Here is a 21358-nt window from a genome sequence, read left to right as displayed (position 1 = left end):
CTTTCTAAACACACATTATTATAGTTTTTCTAATTCTCAATTAGAGAATGAAAATGACAATTTAATTCTTTCTCTACATATAATAATACGTATGGTAACGGCAAAAGGTTTCACTTTTCTTTAAAAAAAGTTCTCTTCCTTTAAGAAAGAGAACTTTTTTCCTTTATGGAGTGTAATCAACACCAGGTGAATAACGATTACCGGCATTCCATAACAGGTATTCGTTTATTCCTGCTTCGCTTAATGCAAGAATTTGTGCTTGTACTTCTGCTGCACCGTACTTCTGGTAATTACCACTGCCTAAATAAGAAGCTGTGAAGTCTTGTAACCAAGGTCTTGAGATGGGAGGAGATTTAAGTTTTGCTAAAGTTGCATTTTCAGCCTTGGCATATTCTTGAACCAATTTATATGGCTCTAAATCAGGTTTTGCAATTCCAAAATAAGATGTCCAGTGACTAGGGTAAATCATTGAAGAAATAACATCTACATTTTCAGAAATTTTCCCGAAGTTTTGTCCAATACCAGGTGCTTCTGGCAAGGTAGCTGCATATCCAAAAATATCAACAGAAACCTTCACATCATATGGTTTTAGCTTCTCACGAGCATAAGCTACAAAGTCCGTTACAGCATGTACGCGTTTTTGTACTGCGTCAGCGTCAGACGACTCGTAGTCACCCATGCTGTATTTTAAGGTATCAGCACGATTTTCGAAGCCTTCTGGAAAACGTACATAATCAAATTGAATCTCTTGGAAGCCCATCTTCGCAGCTTCTATGGCTACTTCAACGTTGTAATCCCATACTTCTTTCATAAATGGATTTACAAATGCTTCGCGTCGTCCATTTTTCCAAACTTCTGATCCCTCAACAAATGACAGTTCAGGTTTTGCTTCGGCAAGTGCCGTATCTTTAAAGACAACTACACGTGCAATTGGATATATTTCTTTTTCTTCTAAAACTTCTAATACTTCACGAGGATTTTTCATGAAAGGTTTTCCAATATCTAATGGCTTCAAAGGAGAATCATCTGCAGGCATGTAAGTTAACTCACCAAAATCGTCTTTAATATCGATTACCATAGCGTTTAAATCTGTTTTATCCAGTAATTTCAACAAATCATTAAATCTTGCTCCTCCGGCTGAATTACCAGTCACATAGACTCCTCTAACAGCATCCGGATATGTGAATGTTAAACCTGAATCGTATCGAAATAACGTGGAAGCAGAAATTATTTCTTCATCAACAGCGGTAAATCCATATGTACGTTCCGTAAAATCTTCCATACTTTTTTCTTCTTTAGCGAAGACTGATGTATTAGGGATCATTAATGCTGCCACTATAGCACTAGTACCCATCCATTTCTTAAATGTCATAGTATATTTAACTTCCTTTCTATTCTCTACCATTTTAACAAGTAAATCATTACAATTAAAGCGCAATTTGTCACATTTACATGAAAAAGAGCCATTCTTGTAATAAGAATGGCTCTTTTTGCTAATTTTTCTATTAATATCTTGAAAATTAAATATTAGATTCGAGCAGCAGATGTTAATTTTAATGACTCGAATTCTCTTTCTGAACAGAATACAAAATGTCCAGGCGTTACTTCACGCATGGCAATCTCTTCACCATCTTCATAGTTATGAGAAGTTGGGTCGTACGACTTACGTACACGTGTGCGCTCATAGTTTGGATCTGGTAGTGGAATTGCTGATAACAACGATTGAGTATATGGATGTAAAGGATTTTTATATAGCTCTTCAGCTGGTGCAAGTTCCACCAATTTACCAAAATACATAACCCCGATGCGGTCTGAAATGTATTTAACCATTGATAAATCATGTGCAATAAACAAGTAAGTTAAGCCTTTTTCTTCTTGTAGTTCTTTTAATAAGTTAACTACTTGGGCTTGGATTGATACGTCAAGAGCAGAGATTGGCTCATCAGCAATGATGAACTCTGGATCCACTGCTAGGGCGCGAGCAATACCAAGACGTTGTCGTTGTCCACCTGAGAACTCATGTGGATAACGGTTCGCATGTTCTTTATTCAATCCAACCGTTTCAAGTAACTCATGAACTCGGTCTTTACGCTCTTTAGATGTTTTAGTTAATCCATGGATATCTAAACCTTCTGCAATAATATCCAATACTTTCATACGTGGATTAAGAGACGCATATGGATCTTGGAAAATCATTTGCATTTTACGGTTAAATATTTTCAAATCAGACTTCGATTTTTTTCCATGAACACTAACGCCGTTAAATTTAACTTCACCAGCAGTAGCATCATATAAACGGATAATAGAACGACCAGTTGTTGATTTACCACAACCAGACTCCCCTACTAATCCTAGCGTTTCACCTCTATAAATATCGAAACTAATATCATCAACTGCGCGTACTTCATTTGCCTTACCTTTATTGAAATATTGTTTTAAATTTTTAATTTCAAGTAATTTATCAGCCACTAGAACGCACCTCCTTCATAGTAACGACTTCCTGGGAACTTTTTCATTCGTTCAATGATTGATAATGGTGGTTCTACTTGTGGTGCATCAGGATGTAATAACCAAGTAGATGCAAAGTGTGTATCACTAATTTGGAATACAGGTGGTGCTTGTTCCATGTCAATTGCTAATGCATATTCACTGCGAAGCGCAAATGCATCCCCTTTTGGAGGGTCTAACAAGTCAGGAGGCGTACCTGGAATCGCATATAATTTTTCTTCCGCTGTATCAAGTGAAGGCATTGAGCTTAGTAACCCCCATGTATATGGATGTTGAGGGTTGTAGAAAATTTCATCCACTGTACCCATTTCAACAATACGGCCACCATACATAACTGCAACACGATCTGCTACGTTTGCAACAACCCCAAGGTCATGAGTAATGAAGATAATTGACGTATCAATTTTCTTCTGTAAATCTTTCATGAGTTCCAAAATTTGAGCTTGGATTGTTACATCTAGAGCAGTTGTAGGTTCATCCGCGATCAAAATTTGTGGATTACATGCTAAAGCAATGGCGATTACGATACGTTGACGCTGACCACCAGAGAATTGGTGAGGATATTGTTTAATTCGTAATTCCGGTTTAGGCATCCCAACCATACGAAGTAAATCAACTGCAATTTTTTTCGCCTCAGTTTTCCCAACTTTTTGGTGCTTTAACAAAGGTTCAGTGATTTGACGACCAATTGTCATAGTAGGATTTAATGAAGTCATAGGATCCTGGAAGATCATTGAGATGTCTTTTCCACGGATTTTTTGCATTTCTCTATCAGTAAGCTTCGTTAAATCTTTTCCATTAAACAAGATTTGTCCGCTTTTAAATTCAGAACTTGATTCTGGTAAAAGACGCATAATGGCCTTAGTTGTTACTGATTTACCCGAACCAGATTCACCAACAATCGCTAACGTTTCCCCTTTAAGCAAATCGAAGTTAACACCACGGATGGCTTTTACTTCACCTGCAAAAGTGTGGAAGGAAAGCTGAAGGTCTTTTACTTCTAAGATTTTTTCCATAGTCGCTTTCCTCCTTTTTAATCTTTCATTTTCGGATCAAGTGCATCACGTAATCCATCTCCAAGCAAGTTAAAAGCAATCATCAGCATGCTTAATACAACTGCTGGGAACAATAAAATATGTGGTTGGAATTGCATCAATTGGTATCCATCATTAATTAATGTTCCAAGTGAAGCTGCTGGTGGTTGTAAACCAAGACCGATAAAGCTTAAAAACGCTTCGAAGAAAATGGCACCAGGAATTGTAAACATCGTGTTAATGATGATAATCGCTAAAATGTTAGGAAGTAAATGCTTTCCGATAATACGATTATTACTAGCACCTAACGTACGGGCTGCTAATACAAACTCTTGATTCTTATACTTCAGAACTTGTCCACGCACGATACGTGACATACCGATCCAACCAGTTAAGGTGATGGCAATAATAATCGCCATAATACCTGGATCTAACACTAAAATCATTAAGATTACGACAACTAAGTTTGGAATACCATATAGAATTTCGACAATACGTTGCATAATATCGTCTACTCGACCACCGTAATACGCTGAAATACCACCGTATAATACTCCAATCAGCACATCAATTGCAGCAGCAACGAAAGCGATGAATAAGGAGATTTGAGTACCTTCCCATAGACGTGCGAACATATCGCGGCCTAAACCGTCCGTACCTAACCAATAATACGTATCTACTTTTTTCAATTCATATAAATCTACTTTTGTACCACCAAGAGTTCCTACACCATCAAAGATTCCGAGCTTCTCTAAGCCAGGTACTTTAGGAGGTAAATTAGAATGGGTGATTGTTTGTGTTTCCGCATCATGAGGACCTATATGTGGTCCGATAACCGCCATAAGTAAAATTAGGAATAAAATAACCATACTAACGATGGCTGCCTTATTTTTACGAATACGTAACCAAGCATCTTGCCAAAAGCTTAGACTTGGTTTTGAAATTTTTTCTGCTTGACTACTATCAATTGTAATTCTTTTAAAAGACTCAGCAGGTAGCTTATCAAGATTCTGTGTCATTAACTATTACCTCCTGACAAACGAATACGTGGGTCGATGATTCCGTAAAGGACATCGACTAATAAAATAACAAACACTAAGAATACAGAGAAGAACAAAGTTGTACCCATGATGATTGAGAAGTCACTGACCATAATGGCTTTTACGAATTGTTCTCCAATACCTGGGATAGCAAAAATTTTCTCAATTACAAGCGAACCTGTTAAAAGTCCAGCTGCTAGTGGTCCCATTACCGTAACCAAAGGAATTAACGCATTACGGAATGCATGTTTGAAAGCAACTTCAAATCCAGTAGCGCCTTTTGATCTTGCTAAAGTTATGTAATCAGAACTTAGCACTTCAATCATTTCTGTACGAATAAAACGGGCTGCAGTAGCTAAAGGACCCATTGCTAAAGCAAGTGAAGGTAAAACACTAGACTGCCATCCATCGTTCCATAGAGCGACAGGTAGTATTCCCCATTTTACTGCAATCCAATATTGTAAAAAAGAAGCGAAAACGAATGACGGGATGGAAATTCCGAGTATTGCGATAAAAGTGCTGCCGTAATCCCAGAATGAATTTTGTCTTAAAGCCGCAAGCATACCTAATAGTATTCCTATGCTCACACCAAGAATAAGTCCTTGTGCACCTAATAAGAAGGAAGGTCCTAAGCGTTTAAGAATTAAATCTGTTACACTGGCACCTTTAAACTGGAATGAATTCCCTAAATCTCCCTGTGCTAAATTCAGCATGTATTTTCCGTATTGTACTGGGAGTGGCTGATCAAGACCATATTTCGCCTCTACTGCCGCAAGTTGAGTAGGGTTAAGTTTCGAAGCGGAACTTATAGGGGAACCTGGTAGCGTTTTCATTAAGAAAAATGTCGCCGTAGCTATCAGGAATAAAGTAATGAACATATAAAAAACACGTTTTAAAATATACTTAGCCATCATTGCACCTCCTAAATGAATGTTTACATAATTCAATCTACTATACTATATAAAATATTAAAATATCTATTGTCAAAATCAATTGAATACAATAAATTTTTAGTGAATTCACTCTCATTTAAAAAGAGAGTATATGGCCCTAAAGGAATCCATATACTCTCTTACTATGAGATTTTAAACATTTCAAAATTATAGATTATTGTGCGTCTTTACCTTCGATGTAAGCCCATTTGTAGCTGTAGTCTCCACCGAATGAGTGAGAAACAACACCTTTAACATAAGGTTTTACTAGGAACATTGTTCCACGTTGGTAGTTTGGTGAAATTGCGAAATCTTCTTCGATAAGAATTTTTTCAGCTTTAGCCATTGCTTCCCAACGAGCTGCAGGATCCATAGCTAATTCGTTAACTGAAGAGTTAACTAACTTGTCATACTCTGGATTAGAATAAGACATTTTGTTGTTTCCGCCATCAGTTAACCATAAGTTCATGAATGTGTAAGGATCTTGGTAGTCAGGACCCCATCCAGCAGCTTGAATATCATAGTCTTGAGCAGAATCAAGGTCTAAACGTACTGCAAATGGTACTTCTTTAAGTTCAATTGTTAAACCTGGAAGAGTAGTCTCTAATTGAGATTTGAAGTACTCGTCCATTTTCTTAGCAACGTCAGAGTCTCCACCAAGAATTTCAAGAGTAATTTCAGTTACGCCAAGTTCTTTCAAACCTTTTTCCCAAGCAGCTTTTGCTTCGTCAGCGTTAGGAACAGCCATATCTCCGTTGATGTCACGGAAATCAGCGCCACCTTCATCAAAAGTAAATTCTTTTGGTACTAAGTAGTTTGCAGGTACAGAACCGTTAGCTAAAACTACATCTACTAAATCTTGTTTGTTGTAACCTTTAGAGATTGCTTCACGAATATTTTTGTTTGCAAGTGGTGTTGCTTTACCGTTACGCTCTTGGTTGAATTTGAAGTAGAATAGAGTAGTTTCTAATTCTTTAACTAATTCAGGATCGTTAGCGTATTGCATTGCATATTCACCAGAAAGTGCAGCACGATCTTTTTCACCAGTTTTGTATAAGTTTACTGCTGTTGGAGTTTCTTTAACTACGTCATAATTGATTTCAGTAAGTTTTACAGTTTCTGCATCCCAATACTGATCATTTTTAACTAACTTCCATTTTAAGCCAGTTCCATCCCAATCAGAAAGAGTGAATGGTCCGTTAGAAATAAGGTTATCTGAGTTTGTTGCATAGTCAGCACCTTTTTCAGTAACGTATGCTTCATTTTGTGGTAAGAAAGTTCCGAAAGACATTAGAGACAAGAAGTAAGGAACTGGTTTTTCTAATGTTACTTCAAGAGTTTTTTCATCAACTGCTTTAACACCTAACTCAGTGAAATCAGCTTTTCCTTCAGAAATTGCTGTTGCGTTTTTGATTACGCCACCCATCATGTATGGACCGTATTCAGAAGCAGTATCAGGATTCATCGCACGTTTCCAAGCGAATTCAAAATCTCCTGCTGTTACAGCTTCTCCGTTAGACCATTTAGCGTCACGAATTTTGAAAGTGTATACTAAACCGTCTTCAGAAATTGTAGGTTCTCCTTCAGCGATTGCAGGAACTGCTACGTTTTCTTGATTCAAACGGTATAAACCTTCGTTTACGTTGTTTAATAGATCAAAACCAACTGAATCTGTTGTTAATGCAGAATCCATTGATGGAATTTCAGCACCCATCATTAGATTAAGGACTTGTTCCTCTTCTTTTGCTACTTCTTCTTCTCCTGCTGCTGGTTCTTCTTTGTCCGTTTCAGCAGGTGTTGCTGGTTCTGCTTTTTCGTCTTCGCCACAAGCAGCTAAGAAAACACTAAGTACTAACATTAGGCTTAACAGCCAAAAAAACTTGCTCTTCTTCACTAAGTTGACCCCCTTGAATTTTCTGAAAAATTGGTACAATCTTTATTATACATATTCTAAAAAATCTGTACAGGCTTTTTTTGAATATTTTTTACACTTAGATAACATGAATATTACAAATACATTGCAAAACCCTTACGGTAAAAGGCTTTTCTATGAATTGTGAATATTTAATTCGTTTAAAGAAATTTTGATTTTTTCTGTCTTTTCTTCTACAATGATAAAGGATTGAGGTGTTACGAATGAAAAAGAAACTTCTAGTATTCTTAATTTTTCAACTAATTATTGTTTCAATCGTGTTTCTTAATTACCGTGAATTGGAGTTAACTCCATATATTAACGTGTCGTTTTTTGTTGGTGGATTACTCGTTTTTATTGGGTTGTTAATTTATGTGGTGTCAAATGGTTTTTTTGATATCTTTACAATGAGTATGAGAAAAGTTTTTACATTTAAAAGAAATCTCGTCGATACAGAATCAATGAGATCTCCTTCGGAATTATTAGATTTTCCATATGTCCCATTTTTCCAGCTGGGTGGGTCCATTTTACTTTGTATGGGGGTAGCCTTACTATTTTATTTTGTCTGATTAAAACCACTTGATTTTTGAGTTTCTTCTATATTATAATGACAATCAAAATACATGCAAAATGCTAAGACGAAGAGTAGTACATTTGAATGGGTTGTTTAGAGAGTCTGTGGTTGCTGAAAACAGAACTTCCCTTCAAATAGAATGGACTTCAGAGCATATTAGGCGAACTTTTTTCAAGGTGTAGCTTAATACGTCCCTTCACGTTACGAAGTTAAAGAGGCCAAGAACATTTGGCAATCTGGGTGGTACCACGGATTCACACATCATTCGTCCCTTTACTAGGGAGAGTGATGTGTTTTTTTTATTTTAAGGAGGGAAAATGAATGAAGAAAATTTTTTCAGGCGTACAGCCTACAGGAATTGTAACATTGGGTAATTATATTGGAGCGTTTCGTCAATTCACTACTTTGCAAGACGAATATGATTGCATTTTTTGTATCGTTGATCAGCATGCGATTACAGTTCCACAAGACAGACTAGAACTGCGTAAAAATATTCGCTCTTTAGCTGCCCTTTATTTAGCAGTTGGGATAGACCCTAAGAAAGCCATCCTATTTATCCAATCTGAGGTTCCTGCGCACGCTCAGGCTGGATGGATGATGCAATGCATTTCTTATATTGGCGAACTAGAACGAATGACTCAATTTAAAGATAAATCATCAGGTAAGGATGGCGTATCTGCTTCCCTACTTACGTACCCACCTCTCATGGCTGCGGACATCCTTCTCTACCAAACGGATATCGTACCAGTCGGAGATGATCAAAAGCAACATGTTGAATTAACACGAGACTTAGCTGAACGTTTTAATAAACGTTATAACGATGTATTGACGATTCCAGAAATACGATTGCCAAAGAACGGAGCTCGCATTAAGGCTCTGCAAGACCCTCTGAAAAAGATGAGTAAATCGGATCCAAATAAAAAATCAACAATATCTTTATTAGATACACCAAAAGATATAGAGAAAAAAATTAAAAGTGCTGTAACAGATTCGGAAGGAATCGTAGCATATGATGTTGTTAACAAACCTGGCGTTTCGAATTTGTTAACGATTGAAGCTGCATTAACTGGTGAAACGATTGAAGCGTTAGTAGCGAAGTATCAAGGCGTAGGCTACGGTGATTTTAAAGCATCTGTTGCTTTAGCAGTAATTGACCACTTAAAACCAATCCAAGAGCGTTATGAGGCACTGCTAACGTCTGAAGAACTAGACATCATCTTGGATGAGGGTGCTCTTAAAGCTCAAGCAGTTGCATCGAAAACACTTAAAAAAATGGAGAACGCGATGGGCTTGGGTAGAAAACGATAACAGTCAGTAAGAAAAATGAAGTGAGAAATATAGCAAAATCAGGTGTCTGGAATATAAATAGCCAGACACTTTTCCATGTATAACCAAGAGATAAATAATTTAGATACAACAAGATTTGTAGAAGGCTCAACACAATGAATATGTAACTGATTGAAAACATTAGCCATTTTATCAATACAAGCACCCTTTTACATTACTATATGAAGCTTTAATAGTAAGTACGTCAAGTTCGTCCTATTTTCTTTTGATTCAAAGATTTTTTCTGCTCACAAGACCGTCTCATCACAAACAACGATTCAGTTTTTCATCCGGTCGTCTATTTTCAACATAAGAAACCCGAGATTATACGAAAGTATAATCTCGGGTCTTTTTGTAATGCGAATTATTTAGAAGATTTAGCAGGATCTTCAGAAATTAATTCAACTTCGTTCAAATCAAAATCGCTAGCGTAGTCAATATCATAATTTTTCACGCTTTTGTTAATTGGGCGCAGTTCTAAACGAGTTTGAGTTGGAATGATTGGTGCATTTTCAGACATATATTCTTGCCATTCACGGAATTTACCTGCACGGTATTCAGGATCGAAAGCTTCTGGAGAATCGATAGCAGCTAATAGCTCTTCTAACTTCTCAGAAGTGTAACGGCTGAAGTTGTATTGTGCAGTCTTAGAGTATAATCCTGATGGTGATGGGTTAGTACCTGTACCCCATGCCGCCATAAAGATATCGATTTCTGGATCATCACCTTGTACTTTATCGTAGAAGCTGTTGAATTCGATTGTACGACCTGTTGCAAGAGTTACATTTAAACCAACATCTTTCCAATTTTGCATGTAGAATGATGCGATGTCTTCAGCGATATCTCCACCAGACATTGTAGCAAATTTAATTTCAAGTGGTTTGCCATCTTTGTTTTCACGTAGTCCGTCGCCATCAACGTCTTTATATCCAGCTTCATCCAATAATACATTTGCTTTGTCTACATCATATGTGTAACCTTCTAATGAATCATCATAGAAAGATTTGAATACTGGTGGAATTAGTGATGTTGCGCGTTCACGTAAGTTGTTGTAATACACTTCTGATACTTGTTCAACGTCAATTGCATAGCCCATTGCTTGACGAAGTTTTACATCATTCATCTTAGCATTTGGATCCATTGCTACTTCTTCTTTTTCTAAATCATATTTACCAAGTTTGAAACCAATGTATTGGTAGTAAAGTTCATTACGGCCAAGAACTGTAAGGTTATCGAAATCTTTAATTTCTAAATACTTGTCTGTGCTAAAAGTATTAGCAGTCATATGGTATTCCCCTGTTTGTAATGCAACAGAGATTGAAGTTGAAGGAACAGTTTTCACTAATACTCCATCAAGTTTTGGTGCACCTTTCCAGTAGTTTTCGTTTTTCACGAATTGTACTGATTCACCTGGTACGATTTTATCAAATTTGAATGCACCTAAAGTAACAATGTTTTTACGTACTTCATCTGATTCAAGTAAATCTGCAACTGGAATGTCTTTTAGAATATGGCTTGGTTCAGCCGTGCCCCAGATTCCATCACCGCCACTGAAAATAGCTGGAGATAATTTATTGAATGAAATTTCTAATGTCTTTTCATCCACTTTCTTTAATCCTGAGATTGTATCCGCTTTGCCATCATGGTACTCTACAGCACCTACGATGTTTTGGAAATCAGCATCATAACGTACTCCAGTGTAGTCTTTATGACCGATAATTAAGTAAGGCTGCATTAAGTCCTCAATTTTAAGTGCCTCACCATCAGACCATTTAACACCGTCTTTAATCGTAAGTGTTACTTTATTATTGTCTTGATCAACTTCCATACCAGCGATTCCATCGTTAGTTAATAAGAAGTCACCGTCTGTTGTGAAAATTGAGTTGCTAGCGAATTGCATGATATCGTCATCATACGCATCTTCATATAGAACAGATGAGAAAATCCCTTGGAAAGGTGAGTCATTTACTAGAGCTACTTTTAAAATACCTCCTTCAATTACATCGCCTTCATTTTCAACAGTTAACGGGAAGTTTCCAGTATCTACCACTTCTTCATTATTGTCTTTCTCATCTTCTTTAGCTGGTGAATCTTTTCCATCTTTTGAATCGCCTTCACCGTTACATGCACCAAGTACAAGTACGAAAGCTAAAAGTAATGCTAATAATGTCCAAAACTTTTTGTTCATTCCTTTTCCTCCTTTTTATCTCTGGTTCTATATATCAAACGTTAAACGTTTAATACCACTGTCAATTAGGGGTCACCCTAAGCGTTGCTTCGCATCGGCAGATCGACGAATCGCTTGACCGACATAGTTAATTCCTAACATTAAGAAAAGAATAAGCAGCGATGCTGGTAACCAAATCCACCATTTTTCAGATAACACAAGTGGATTGTTCGCGTAACTTACTAAGGTTCCTAAACTTGGAGTTGAAGGCGGTAAACCGAATCCTAAATAAGAAAGGCCCGTTTCAATTCCAACATTTCCAGCAAAGTTTAAAGTTAATTCCACAATTAGAATTGAGCTTAGATTTGGCATCATTTTTTTGAAAATGATAACAGCATCACTTGTGCCCATTGTTTTCGAAGCGTTGATATAGTCTCTGCGACTCTCAGAGAGTGCCTTGCTTCGAATGAGACGAGCTGTACCTGGCCATAAGAATACACTGACAATCAAAATGAATATCGGGATATTGTATTTTGGTACAATCGTAACGAAAACGATAATAATCATCAAAGCTGGAATCGTAATGAAGAAATCGATGATTCTCATAAAGATGTTGTCTATCCAACCGCCAAAGTAACCTGTCGTTAAACCAATCATGATTCCAACTACACCCGTAAGTAAGGTTACTGCCATGGCAATAGCAATTGAGTTACGAGCTCCAATAATCAATTGGCCTAAAATATCCCGACCACCTTGGTCAGCACCTAACAAGAACTTGTCTCCAGGTTCCGCGAATTTATCACGTAAACTTACTCGCATCATTTCTTGTTGATCTATAAACAGGGACCAAATGAATATCCCAACAATCACTACTATCAAAGCGATAAGTGAAAACATCGCGAGTTTATCTTTTTTGAATTCACGCATGATTACTTGAAATCCAGTAGGCGGAGAGCTTTCTGGATGTTCAGATTGAATTACTACATTTTCTGTCTGCTCTTTCATGTGAGTACACTCTCCTTAACCATTATTTTCGTCAATCTATCCTAATTCGTGGATCTACAATGCTCATAATAATATCGGATAATAGACTGCCTAATAATATTAAGAATCCGTACAGCATAACCAAAGCAGTAATTACACTATAATCACGTCCAGAAATGGATTGAATGAATAATTGTCCCATTCCAGGATAGCCAAAAATTGTTTCAATAAAGATGGATCCACCAAGCAGACCCGTGATTGTAAAACCAAGGAATGCTGCAATTGGCAATAAAGAATTTCGGAAAATATGTCGCGAGTACACTTTATTTAAAGGAATTCCTTTACTACGTGCAGTACGAACATAGTCCTGCGATTTTGCATCAATTACTTCTGTACGTAAATATTGAATGACACCAGTCGTTCCGAGAATGGCATACGTAATGGCCGGTAACAGTAGATGATAGGTTTTACTCCAAATGTAACCTAAGGAGCCATTGTCGTATTTGATATCCACCGTTCCGCTTGTAGGGAACCATTGGAGCTTGTATCCGAAGAGGAACAAGAATATAAGAGCTAAAACGAATACCGGTATGGCATAACTGATAAAACTATAAAGTACTACCGTTTTATCTAAAAATGTGTTCTGATAGCGTCCTGCAAGGACACCTAATGGAATAGCAATTAAATACAGTAAAAATACACTGACTAGTGATAACCATAATGTATTAAGCGCTCGATCCCCAATAAGGTCTGCTACTGCCACTTTATACGTGTAACTCTTACCAAAATCGCCTTGTACAGCATTCATCATCCAAGTTGCATATTGTTGATACCACGGATCATAAAAACCAGCTTGTTGACGTAATTCTTCAACTCGTGCCGGATCAGTATCTGGGGTTACCAAACCTGTAAAAGGATCACCAGGCATAAATTTCGCCATAATAAAGATTAATAGACTCAAAGCTAATAATTGTGGAATCATCATTAATACACGTCTAATTATCGTTTTCCACATATTAGATGACCCCCTCTTCATTTACCGTTTTCGCTACTGAATGCGTATCGGAAATGGACTGAAGATCATATACGCGACCGTTTTCATCAAAATACTGATGATTATCAAGTTGGTAATTTTTCTCTACGTTAATACGTTCTATTTTACGTTCCACTCTACTCGCAGGCTCGATAATTGGGATAGCTGATAATAACCGTTTGGTGTAAATATGCTGAGGAGATTGGTAAATATCTTTCTTCGATCCAGACTCTACAAATCTTCCTTTATACATAATTGAGATATGATCACACATATGTTTCACAACTCCAAGGTCATGCGATATGAACAAATAGCTCAAGCCTAATTCATCTTGAATATCTTTTAAGAAGTTTAGAACTTGAGCTTGTACCGATAAATCTAAAGCTGATACTGGCTCATCTGCAATAATGAGTTTTGGATTCGTTGCGATTGCTCTTGCAATTCCAATTCGCTGCTTTTGTCCACCAGAGAATTCATGAGGGTATTTCACTTTTGCATCCTCAGGCATCCCAACAATTGCTAATAGTTCATTGATTTTTCGTTTTTCTTCTAAATCTGAAAGATTTAAGAAATTCCGGATTGGCTCTGCTAGAATATCTTTCACGCGTTTGCGTGGATTTAAACTAGAATGCGCATCTTGGAAGATCATTTGGATATCTCGGTTATATGAAGAATTACGCTGGCGGCGTTGGTTCGAAACATCTTTTCCTTCGTATATAATTTGTCCAGACGTTATTTTCTCGAGACCGATAATGGCTTTGCCCGTTGTCGATTTCCCACAACCAGATTCACCTACAAGCCCGTAAGTTTTACCTTTATCGAATTCCATATTTATGCCGTCTACCGCATGGACATGGTCAACGATTGTATTAAAGAATCCACCGCGTATCGGATAGTGTACGCGTAAATCTTTTATTTCCATAAAACTCATGTCAAGCTTCCCCCTTCTTCACCTTCAAAGTGAAAGTGGTTCCAGCAGGTACATCGAACAAAATGTCCTGGTGCTATTTCGTGAAGTTGTGGTTCTGATTCGTGTGCCTCAGCTGGAATCCAAGGAATTCGAGGAGCAAAGCGACAGCCATTTCGTGGTAAGTTCACTAATGACGGTACTAATCCTTGAATGACTTCTAATTTTTCATTATCACTATGTGTTTGAGGAATTGAGTTTAATAACGATCTAGTATAAGGATGCACAGGATTACTAAATAATTCTTCAACTGGTGCTTCTTCAATAATTTGCCCTGCATACATAACAGCAACTCGATCGGCTACTTCAGCAACAACGCCTAAGTCATGTGTAATTAAGATAATGCCAGATTGTGTTTCAGCCTGTAACTCTTTAAGTAGATCCAATATTTGTGCTTGTATCGTAACGTCTAACGCAGTTGTAGGTTCGTCTGCAATGATGATTGACGGTTTACAAGAAATAGCAATAGCAATAATAACTCGTTGACGCATACCTCCAGAAAGCTGATGGGGAAATTGTCGTACTACTCTTTTTGGATTAGGAATTCCCACTTGATTCAGAAGTTCAATAACGCGTTGAGATCTCTCGCTTTTTGACATTTTCGTGTGATAAATTAATCCTTCTTCAATCTGATCACCTATTCGCATTAAAGGATTTAATGCAGACAATGGATCCTGAAAAATCATACCAATATCGTTTCCTCGAACATTATTAAGTTTGTCATCTGTTAAAGTAGCGAGGTTGATCCCTCTAAATTTTATTTCACCAGTTATTTTCGAGTTATTTGGATCAAGGAGACCAATTATGGAAGTTGCTAAGGTACTCTTACCGCAACCCGATTCTCCAACAATCGCTAAGATTTCGTTTTTCTTCAAACTAATAGAGACTCCGTCTACTGCATTAAAATATGTATCTTTCACTCGGAAGCCAGTATGTAAATCATTAATTGTTAAAAGTTCTTGAGTGGGATTCAAATGATTACTCCTCTCATGTATATACTAAGATGTGACGAAACTTTTACTCTTTTCAAAATTTCAATTTTTCAGTTAATTGTTCACCTAGTTGTAAATTCTATTACAGAATTATTACAACCGCAACAACTTTTTTGAAAATTTCCTATTTTTACTTTATTTTGAAGCTGGAATTCATCAAAAAATCCAGCAACCACAAGGGTTTGCAAGTAATCACATAAAGACGGACAAATTTGTCATATTTTTGGTATTTTCCTATTTTCATGGATTATTAAGTCTTTCGTAATACAAATAAAGACTTTCACGTAGGGATAAAGTTGCGTATCTATCGAAAAAGACTCTTTTGTTTTGAAACTTTCGATACAATCTTTCAGTGGGAGAATAATAGGAATAACGTTTAGTAGTGAATTTAAGAAGCTACAGTTGAGGGGACCTTACGCCAGTGTTGAGGAAATTGGTAAAAAAAAATCTCCTCACGGATGAGGAGATTTTGACTATATTTTTTTAAATAAAAGTGATGCGTTATGACCGCCAAAACCTAGAGAATTGCTCATTGCGTATTCAATGTCTTGGTTACGTGCTTCATTCGCAACGTAATCCAAATCACAAATAGGATCAGGATTTTCTAAATTCATTGTCGGTGGTAAAATACTTTCATGTAATGCTAGTGCTGTGAAAATAGCTTCAATTCCACCAGCAGCTCCAAGTAAATGTCCTGTCATTGATTTCGTTGAACTCATCGCAAGTTTGTATGCATGTTCGCCAAAAACAGTTTTTACTGCCATTGTTTCAAATTGATCATTGTACGGTGTACTTGTACCATGAGCATTAATATAATCCACTTGAGTAGGGTCGATTCCACCATCTGTAAGTGCTTGTTGCATGGCTCTAGCAGCACCTTCGCCTTCAGGGGCTGGTGCCGTAATATGATGCGCATCACCTGTTGAACCATAGCCAATTATTTCAGCATAGATTTTTGCTCCACGCGCTTTCGCATGTTCATATTCTTCTAAAATAACAATACCTGAACCTTCACCGATAACAAAACCATCTCGATTTGCATCAAAAGGACGTGATGCCGTTTTAATATCATCGTTAAGTGTAAGTGCAGTGTTTGAACAGAAACCAGCCACTGACATATTTGTAATAGGGGCTTCCGCTCCTCCTGAAATCATCACGTCTGCTTCTCCACGTTCAATAACCTTAAATGCATCGCCTATTGAGTTAGTTCCTGATGCACACGCTGTTACTGTACAAGAGTTCATTGCTTTCGCACCAAAATGAATGGACACTTGCCCTGCTGCCATATCTGGAATCATCATCGGAACAAAGAATGGGCTCACACGGCGATAACCGCGGTCTAGGAATGTACGGAACTGAGCTTCGTACGTTTCCATTCCACCGATACCTGACCCAATCCAAACACCTGTGCGAAGACCAAGTTCTGGTGTAATCTCTAGGTTTGCATCCTTAACAGCCATAATCGAAGCAGCTAAGGCGAAATGTGTAAAACGATCCATTTTACGTGCTTCTTTACGTTCGATATACGTTTCAATATCAAAATCTTTAACTTCTGCTGCGACTTTCGCAGGGAAATCATCTTTGTTCACACGTGTCAATGGACCAACGCCAGACCTACCTTCTTTAATACCAGCCCAAGTTGATTCTACATTATTGCCAAGCGGAGTTACCGCTCCTACTCCTGTTATTACAACACGACGCTTTGTCATGATTATTTTCTCCCCTTCATGTGAAACTAAAAGTTTAGTATATTAAAGTATCCTTATGGTAATTCCTTCTTCTCTTAAATAGACATGTTGGCCAGCGTAAATTTACGATAAACCACTGTTTCTTTTAACAGAGCCTTAAGAAAAAAGAATCATTTTCCCCATTTTAAGCAGATGGCACCCCAAGTTAAACCGCCACCAAATCCTACAAGGACAACTACATCATCATCTTTCACTTTACCAGCCAATAATTCTTCTTTCAACGCTATCGGAATAGAAGCGGCAGAAGTATTACCAAATTGCTTAATGGTTGTAGACATTTTTTCTTCTGGCAATCCAAGACGTAATCTTGAAGCTTCCATAATGCGGATATTCGCTTGATGAGGTACTAAGAAATCTACTTCTTCTTTTGTTAGACCCGCTTTTTCAATTACATTTTCAGCGGATTCACCCATCTGACGTACTGCAAATTTATATACTTCTCGACCATTCATTTCTAGATAAGCACCATTTTGAGTTAAATGTTTTCCACCCGAACCGTCAGCGCCTAATTCAAATGATAAAATACCGCGTCCTTCCGAAACTTCGCCGACAACCGCCGCTCCAGCTCCATCTCCGAATAATACAGCCGTATTACGGTCTTCAAAGTTGGTGATTTTTGTTAATTTTTCCACACCAACAACTAAAACATATGGGTATGTACCCGACTCAACAAATTGTTTAGCCGTAATAACCCCATACATAAAGCCAGCACATGCAGCTGAAACATCCATCGCAGCAGCGTTTTTTGCACCAAGCTTTTCTTGAATCATCGTTGAAACACTAGGAAATGGCATATCAGGTGTTACCGTGGCAACTAAGATTAAACCGATTTGATGTGCTTCTATGCCAGAGTCTCGTAATGCATCTTTTGCTGCCTCATACGCCATATCTGAAGTGTTAACATCATCGTCCGCAAATCTTCGCTCTTCTATACCTGTGCGTGTACGAATCCATTCATCTGTTGTATCCATAATTTTCTCTAAATCAAAGTTCGTAACTACTCGCTCTGGTACATATCTACCTAAACCGATAATTCCCACATTCATGAGACACCCTCATTTCCTTTATTATCTTATATTAGTACCTGGTAATAATAATAACGAATTATCGTTGATATTTCAATACATCGTCATGAATTTGCCAAACTTCTACAGAGAATGCTAAAAGATTCTTTGTCTCAACAAAGTCATATGGTATGATGATAAAAGTAAATAGTCTGTCTTGAGGTGAAATTACATGAAATATATTTTTACATTGATTTGGTCATTTCTACTTGTTACTATGCTGAACTACGTAGTAAGTTCAGTACAAGATGTACCTTTTGATTTTCTATTAGGTGCAATTTTATCAGTTGTAGTTGCAGTAATAATCTTTATCATTGCGGCAATTATTCCAAACGATCCAGTAGTTACAGAGCATCATTAATAAAAAAACGGTCTACTGAAGATTCAACTTCAGTAGACCGTTTTTTTGTTTTATATCAAATTCACTTCTACTTCTCCGTTTGAAACGGTAACTTCAACCATACTACCAGGAATTAACTCCCCACCAAGCAAGGCTTTCGCTACTGCTGTCTCCACATGTCGTTGAATAAAGCGACGTAAAGGACGTGCACCAAATGCTGCATCAGTTCCTTCAAGAACAACCCAGTCAATTAGTTGTGGTGTAAAAGTTACGCTAATTTCTTGCTCTTTCAATCGTGAAGCTAATTGCGCTAAATACTTCTCTGTAATGGCACTAAAATGGGATTCATTTAACGAATGGAATAAAACGATTTCATCCATTCGGTTTAATAATTCCGGTTTAAAGTGTGTACGAAGGGCTGACATAACTAATGACTCTGCCTGTTCCCCACCATCAAGCAAATATTGTGAACCAATATTTGACGTCAATATGACCACAGTATTAGAGAAGTTTACTACTCGACCTTGGCTATCTGTGATACGTCCATCATCTAAAAGTTGAAGTAATATATTTGAGACATCCGGATGAGCTTTTTCAATTTCATCTAGCAACACAACTGAATAAGGATTTCGTCTGACCATTTCCGTCAGTTGACCACCTTCTTCGTATCCAATGTATCCAGGCGGTGCACCAATAAGTCGAGAAACACTATGCTTCTCCATATATTCAGACATGTCTATACGAATGAAATGATCTTCTGAATCAAATAAATTGGCAGCTAAAGCTTTCGCAAGTTCTGTTTTCCCAACTCCTGTTGGTCCAAGGAATAAGAAAGAACCAATCGGTTTTGAAGGATCTTTGATGCCTGCCCGTGCTCTCCAGACCGCTTCTGTGACAAATTGAACCGCTTGATTTTGTCCTACTACTCGTTCTTGTAAGGTTTCTTTTAGACGGAGAAGTTTGTCACGCTCTCCTTCGACAAGTTTCGTCACAGGAATTCCTGTCCAACGAGACACAATCGACGCAATTTCTTCAGATGTCACTTCTTCTCGAAGTAAACGATTTTCTGACGTCGATTCAAGTTCTGCTTCAAGCGTAATAATTTCTTTTTCAAGTGTTGGGATTTTGCCATATCGCAATTCACCTGCTGTTTTATAGTCAGAACTATTTTCAGCTATTTCTGCATCACGTCGATACGTGTCTAATATTTCACGCTTCTTTTGAATATGATGAAGCGATTCTTTTTCAGTCGTCCACTGGTTCCGCATCGATTCAGTAGAAGATTTTAATGCATCTAGTTCTTTACGTAAATTAGCTAGACGTTGTTGACTGGCTTGATCTTTTTCTTTCATTAGTGCTTGTTCTTCAATTTCAAGTTGCATCATTCGGCGTGTCACTTCATCAAGTTCTTGAGGCATTGAATCAATTTCAGTTCGAATCATCGCACAAGCTTCATCGACTAAATCGATTGCCTTATCTGGTAGAAAACGTTCTGTTAAATAACGATCCGATAATTGTGCCGCAGCGACGATGGCACGGTCATGTATACGCACTGCATGATGCAATTCAAAACGTTCTTTTAATCCTCGTAAAATAGAAACGGTATCTTCAACTGATGGTTCGCGAACTAATACTTGTTGAAAGCGTCGTTCTAATGCTTTGTCTTTTTCGATATTTAGACGATATTCATCAAGTGTGGTTGCACCTATACAATGTAACTCACCTCTTGCCAACATCGGTTTCAACATATTTCCAGCGTCCATAGCACCTTCACTTTTCCCAGCTCCGACAATGGTATGAATTTCATCAATGAAAAGAATAATTCGCCCTTCACTGTCCTTCACTTCTTTTAAGACAGCTTGTAAGCGTTCTTCAAATTCACCACGATATTTGGCTCCCGCAATAAGCGATGCCATATCTAATTCATAAATATCACGTTCTTTTAAGCCTTCTGGTACGTCTTTACGGACGATTCGCTGTGCTAAACCTTCAACAATCGCCGTTTTACCGACACCCGGTTCTCCAATAAGGACTGGATTGTTTTTTGTTTTTCGTGAAAGAATACGGATCACATGACGTATTTCTTGATCACGACCAATAACCGGGTCCATTTTCCCGCTTCTAGCTAGTTCAACTAAATTACGTCCATATAATTCTAATGGCTTTTTTTGTTCTTGTTGTTGTTGCATAATCACAACACTCCTTCGTTTGACCTTTTCTGACCTTTGATTTTATTATACGATTTTCGTGTGAAATCTGTAAAGAAATGAGCTTGATTTATTGTAATCTACTTGAGGTTGGTTTTAATCGGCTTCACTGTAGTTTTAATCGGTTACATGAAGGTTTTATTCGGCTTCACACATTATTTAATCGGTTTCACCCATTATTATCCATAAAAAAAACGGGCAAAGTACGCCCGGTCCTTTTATGAAGAGTAACCATAGTTGCATGTTGATTTCCGCTACGGTGGACGCTTTTCGCGGGCATGGCTTCAGTCTCCTCGTCACTGCGTTCCTGCGGGATCTTCTGCTCATGCTATTCCCGCAGAAGTCGCCACCTACGCTTCAATTAACTAATATAGATGGCAACTACGATTATAGGTTGGTTCTATCTCTAGCTTAACTTAGAATCATGGGTACTACTCACTTCATGGATTGTAGTGGAAGGCGGCGACTCCAGCGGGATCAGCGGGACAGGTGAGACCCCGCAGATCGCGAAGCGACCGAGGAGGCTCACC

General features: G+C 37.7%; 17 protein-coding genes and 1 other annotated feature. Of the genes, 3 read left to right on the top strand and 14 right to left on the bottom strand.

Annotated elements, in window-relative coordinates:
• Window positions 1–163: 163 nt before the first annotated feature.
• From WBG45_RS04115 to WBG45_RS04090, 6 genes are all read right to left on the bottom strand, one after another.
• The gene (locus WBG45_RS04115; RefSeq protein WP_424412520.1) at window positions 164–1372 is read right to left on the bottom strand and encodes a putative glycoside hydrolase; all 1209 of its coding nucleotides are present in this window, start codon (window positions 1370–1372) and stop codon (window positions 164–166) included.
• A gap of 155 nt (window positions 1373–1527) precedes the next feature.
• Window positions 1528–2469 (bottom strand): ABC transporter ATP-binding protein, encoded by a 942-nt coding sequence (locus tag WBG45_RS04110; protein WP_424412519.1) that lies wholly within the window; start codon window positions 2467–2469, stop codon window positions 1528–1530.
• On the bottom strand, window positions 2469–3524 hold the full coding sequence (locus tag WBG45_RS04105; RefSeq protein WP_424412518.1) for an ABC transporter ATP-binding protein: 1056 nt from the start codon (window positions 3522–3524) through the stop codon (window positions 2469–2471). The genes WBG45_RS04110 and WBG45_RS04105 overlap by 1 nt, the downstream gene beginning before the upstream one ends.
• A 17-nt stretch (window positions 3525–3541) precedes the next feature.
• Window positions 3542–4561, bottom strand: a complete 1020-nt coding sequence (opp3C, locus tag WBG45_RS04100; RefSeq protein ID WP_424412517.1) for an oligopeptide ABC transporter permease — start codon at window positions 4559–4561, stop codon at window positions 3542–3544.
• Entirely contained in the window at window positions 4561–5493 is a 933-nt protein-coding gene (gene opp3b / locus WBG45_RS04095; protein ID WP_424412516.1) for an oligopeptide ABC transporter permease, read from the bottom strand. The genes opp3C and opp3b overlap by 1 nt, the downstream gene beginning before the upstream one ends.
• A gap of 196 nt (window positions 5494–5689) precedes the next feature.
• Complete coding sequence (locus WBG45_RS04090; protein WP_424412515.1) at window positions 5690–7408, bottom strand: peptide ABC transporter substrate-binding protein; 1719 nt, start codon at window positions 7406–7408, stop codon at window positions 5690–5692.
• A gap of 242 nt (window positions 7409–7650) precedes the next feature.
• Here WBG45_RS04090 and WBG45_RS04085 point away from each other — a divergent pair, with 242 nt between their 5' ends.
• Together WBG45_RS04085 and trpS are read left to right on the top strand one after the other, a co-directional pair.
• Window positions 7651–7995, top strand: a complete 345-nt coding sequence (locus WBG45_RS04085) for a DUF3899 domain-containing protein (protein WP_424412514.1) — start codon at window positions 7651–7653, stop codon at window positions 7993–7995.
• A gap of 57 nt (window positions 7996–8052) precedes the next feature.
• Window positions 8053–8276, top strand: a binding site (T-box leader).
• A 45-nt stretch (window positions 8277–8321) separates the two neighbouring features.
• On the top strand, window positions 8322–9308 hold the full coding sequence (gene trpS / locus WBG45_RS04080) for a tryptophan--tRNA ligase (RefSeq protein WP_424412513.1): 987 nt from the start codon (window positions 8322–8324) through the stop codon (window positions 9306–9308).
• A gap of 382 nt (window positions 9309–9690) precedes the next feature.
• Here the strand turns inward: trpS and WBG45_RS04075 are convergent, their stop codons facing one another.
• From WBG45_RS04075 to WBG45_RS04045, 7 genes are all read right to left on the bottom strand, one after another.
• Window positions 9691–11514 carry an oligopeptide ABC transporter substrate-binding protein gene (locus WBG45_RS04075; RefSeq protein ID WP_424412512.1) on the bottom strand — a complete coding sequence of 608 codons (1824 nt, stop codon included), beginning with the start codon at window positions 11512–11514 and terminating at the stop codon, window positions 9691–9693.
• Window positions 11515–11586: 72 nt separating this feature from the next.
• Window positions 11587–12498: an ABC transporter permease gene (locus WBG45_RS04070; RefSeq protein ID WP_024535286.1), complete on the bottom strand. Its 912-nt coding sequence runs from the start codon at window positions 12496–12498 to the stop codon at window positions 11587–11589.
• 31 nt (window positions 12499–12529) lie between these two features.
• A complete protein-coding gene (opp4B, locus tag WBG45_RS04065; protein ID WP_424412511.1) occupies window positions 12530–13492 on the bottom strand; it encodes an oligopeptide ABC transporter permease in 963 nt (320 codons plus the stop codon).
• Between the two features lies 1 nt (window position 13493).
• Window positions 13494–14441, bottom strand: coding sequence for an ABC transporter ATP-binding protein (locus WBG45_RS04060; protein ID WP_424412510.1), 948 nt, complete (start codon window positions 14439–14441; stop codon window positions 13494–13496).
• On the bottom strand, window positions 14438–15451 hold the full coding sequence (locus tag WBG45_RS04055) for an ABC transporter ATP-binding protein (protein WP_424412509.1): 1014 nt from the start codon (window positions 15449–15451) through the stop codon (window positions 14438–14440). The genes WBG45_RS04060 and WBG45_RS04055 overlap by 4 nt, the downstream gene beginning before the upstream one ends.
• A gap of 491 nt (window positions 15452–15942) precedes the next feature.
• Window positions 15943–17178 (bottom strand): beta-ketoacyl-ACP synthase II, encoded by a 1236-nt coding sequence (fabF, locus tag WBG45_RS04050; protein WP_424412508.1) that lies wholly within the window; start codon window positions 17176–17178, stop codon window positions 15943–15945.
• A 149-nt stretch (window positions 17179–17327) separates the two neighbouring features.
• Window positions 17328–18263 carry a beta-ketoacyl-ACP synthase III gene (locus WBG45_RS04045; RefSeq protein ID WP_424412507.1) on the bottom strand — a complete coding sequence of 312 codons (936 nt, stop codon included), beginning with the start codon at window positions 18261–18263 and terminating at the stop codon, window positions 17328–17330.
• 190 nt (window positions 18264–18453) lie between these two features.
• On the opposite strand from WBG45_RS04045, the gene WBG45_RS04040 reads away from it, so the two are divergent.
• Entirely contained in the window at window positions 18454–18642 is a 189-nt protein-coding gene (locus WBG45_RS04040) for a YjzD family protein (protein ID WP_424412506.1), read from the top strand.
• A 50-nt stretch (window positions 18643–18692) separates the two neighbouring features.
• Here WBG45_RS04040 and WBG45_RS04035 read toward each other — a convergent pair whose 3' ends face one another.
• Window positions 18693–20810 carry an ATP-dependent Clp protease ATP-binding subunit gene (locus WBG45_RS04035; protein WP_424412505.1) on the bottom strand — a complete coding sequence of 706 codons (2118 nt, stop codon included), beginning with the start codon at window positions 20808–20810 and terminating at the stop codon, window positions 18693–18695.
• Window positions 20811–21358 lie beyond the last annotated feature (548 nt).

Source organism: Paenisporosarcina sp., from assembly GCF_049671445.1.
Classification (GTDB): Bacteria; Bacillota; Bacilli; order Bacillales_A; family Planococcaceae; genus Paenisporosarcina.
This window is presented reverse-complemented; position numbering and strand designations above follow the sequence as displayed.

What these genes read in the sequence shown, in the direction of transcription:
- WBG45_RS04035 (WP_424412505.1), bottom strand. Translation starts at nt 20,810, where the DNA reads ATGCAACAACAACAAGAACAAAAAAAGCCATTAGAATTATATGGACGT.
- fabF (WP_424412508.1), bottom strand. Translation starts at nt 17,178, where the DNA reads ATGACAAAGCGTCGTGTTGTAATAACAGGAGTAGGAGCGGTAACTCCG.
- WBG45_RS04105 (WP_424412518.1), bottom strand. Translation starts at nt 3,524, where the DNA reads ATGGAAAAAATCTTAGAAGTAAAAGACCTTCAGCTTTCCTTCCACACT.
- WBG45_RS04040 (WP_424412506.1), top strand. Translation starts at nt 18,454, where the DNA reads ATGAAATATATTTTTACATTGATTTGGTCATTTCTACTTGTTACTATG.
- trpS (WP_424412513.1), top strand. Translation starts at nt 8,322, where the DNA reads ATGAAGAAAATTTTTTCAGGCGTACAGCCTACAGGAATTGTAACATTG.
- WBG45_RS04060 (WP_424412510.1), bottom strand. Translation starts at nt 14,441, where the DNA reads ATGAGTTTTATGGAAATAAAAGATTTACGCGTACACTATCCGATACGC.
- opp4B (WP_424412511.1), bottom strand. Translation starts at nt 13,492, where the DNA reads ATGTGGAAAACGATAATTAGACGTGTATTAATGATGATTCCACAATTA.
- WBG45_RS04045 (WP_424412507.1), bottom strand. Translation starts at nt 18,263, where the DNA reads ATGAATGTGGGAATTATCGGTTTAGGTAGATATGTACCAGAGCGAGTA.
- WBG45_RS04085 (WP_424412514.1), top strand. Translation starts at nt 7,651, where the DNA reads ATGAAAAAGAAACTTCTAGTATTCTTAATTTTTCAACTAATTATTGTT.
- opp3C (WP_424412517.1), bottom strand. Translation starts at nt 4,561, where the DNA reads ATGACACAGAATCTTGATAAGCTACCTGCTGAGTCTTTTAAAAGAATT.
- opp3b (WP_424412516.1), bottom strand. Translation starts at nt 5,493, where the DNA reads ATGGCTAAGTATATTTTAAAACGTGTTTTTTATATGTTCATTACTTTA.
- WBG45_RS04070 (WP_024535286.1), bottom strand. Translation starts at nt 12,498, where the DNA reads ATGAAAGAGCAGACAGAAAATGTAGTAATTCAATCTGAACATCCAGAA.
- WBG45_RS04115 (WP_424412520.1), bottom strand. Translation starts at nt 1,372, where the DNA reads ATGACATTTAAGAAATGGATGGGTACTAGTGCTATAGTGGCAGCATTA.
- WBG45_RS04075 (WP_424412512.1), bottom strand. Translation starts at nt 11,514, where the DNA reads ATGAACAAAAAGTTTTGGACATTATTAGCATTACTTTTAGCTTTCGTA.